Genomic DNA, 1,273 nt, shown 5'->3' on the forward strand with positions numbered 1-1,273 from the left:
AGCGCTACGTGACGTGTTGCTGCTCGAGGAGATAGAGCGGATCCACGAGGAGAACTACAGCGTCTACGGCGTCAGGAAGATGCACCACGCGATGGTCCGTGCCGGCTGGGACGTGGGCCGGGATCAGGTCGCCCGGCTGATGAAGCTCGCCGGCGTGGAAGGCGTCCGCCGTGGCCGCACGCCGGTCACGACGAAGCCGGCTGGGGAGCCGGATGCCCGCCCTGACTTGGTGGAACGCAAGTTCATCGCCGAGCGACCGAACCAGCTCTGGGTCGCTGACATCACCTACGTGCGCACGGTGGCGGGGTTCTGCTACGTCGCGTTCATCACCGACGTGTTCACCCGCCGCATCGTGGGATGGGCCGTCTCGGCCACCCTCCACACCGCGGGACTGCCTCTATTGGCCCTCGAGCATGCGCTGTTGAGCACGGGAGCCAGCCGTGACCGACAGGGCCTGATCCACCACAGCGATAGGGGCTCTCAGGGCGGATTCAATCGGTCGTCGCAACACCCTCTCGGAATCACTGGAGGTATGGGCGATGGCAAGCAAGGACTGGGCGAGGAAGATCAGTGACGTGCCCGAGGGGACACGTCGGCAGTGGAGAGCGGATCGGGCCTTGAGGGCCCCGATGCGCTCTCCTGGCAGGCCGCAGCCCTCACGGGAGGTCCAACGCCAGTTCTGGCGTGTGATCGCCACCGGCGTTACGACGGTCGAGGCATCCCTGACTGTGGGCGTGTCCTGGCCCGTCGGGGCGCGCTGGTTCCGTCACGCTGGCGGGATGACCCCGCTGTCCTTAGCCGAGCCCACCGGCCGGTATCTGTCCTTCGCTGAGCGTGAGGAGATCGCGATCCTCCATGCCCAGGGCCAGGGGGTCCGTCAGATCGCACGCACGCTGGGACGTGATCCCGGCACGATCAGCCGTGAGCTGCGCCGTAACTGCGCCACTCGTTCCGGGAAGCATGAGTACCGGGCCACGGTGGCGCAGTGGAAGGCCCAGGAAGCTGCCAGGCGGCCCAAGCCGGCGAAGCTGGCCACGAACCAGCGACTGCACGACTACGTCCAGGCACGGCTGAACGGGATGGTCCTGGGCCCCGATGGCGTGGCCGTGCCGGGACCGGTCGGGGCCGGTTTCAAGGGGCGGAAGATGAAACCGCGCCGGGCGGATCGACGGTGGTCCACGGCGTGGAGCCCTGAGCAGATCAGCCGCCGGCTGCGCCTGGAGTTCCCTGATGATGAGTCCATGCGGATCTCTCACGAGGCGATCTATCAGTC

1 protein-coding gene and 1 pseudogene are annotated in these 1,273 nt (G+C 67.2%); both read left to right on the forward strand.

Annotated features, from left to right (window positions below; all coding sequences use genetic code 11):
• Positions 1-484 (forward strand): annotated as a pseudogene (locus tag ACIP67_RS43330) (IS3 family transposase); the annotation flags it as partial.
• A gap of 295 nt (positions 485-779) precedes the next feature.
• Positions 780-1,273 (forward strand): transposase (locus ACIP67_RS43335; protein ID WP_401700244.1); only part of this gene is annotated, 494 nt, incomplete at its 3' end.

It is taken from the genome of Streptomyces sp. NPDC088812 (assembly GCF_044750285.1).
Classification (GTDB): domain Bacteria; phylum Actinomycetota; class Actinomycetes; order Streptomycetales; family Streptomycetaceae; genus Streptomyces.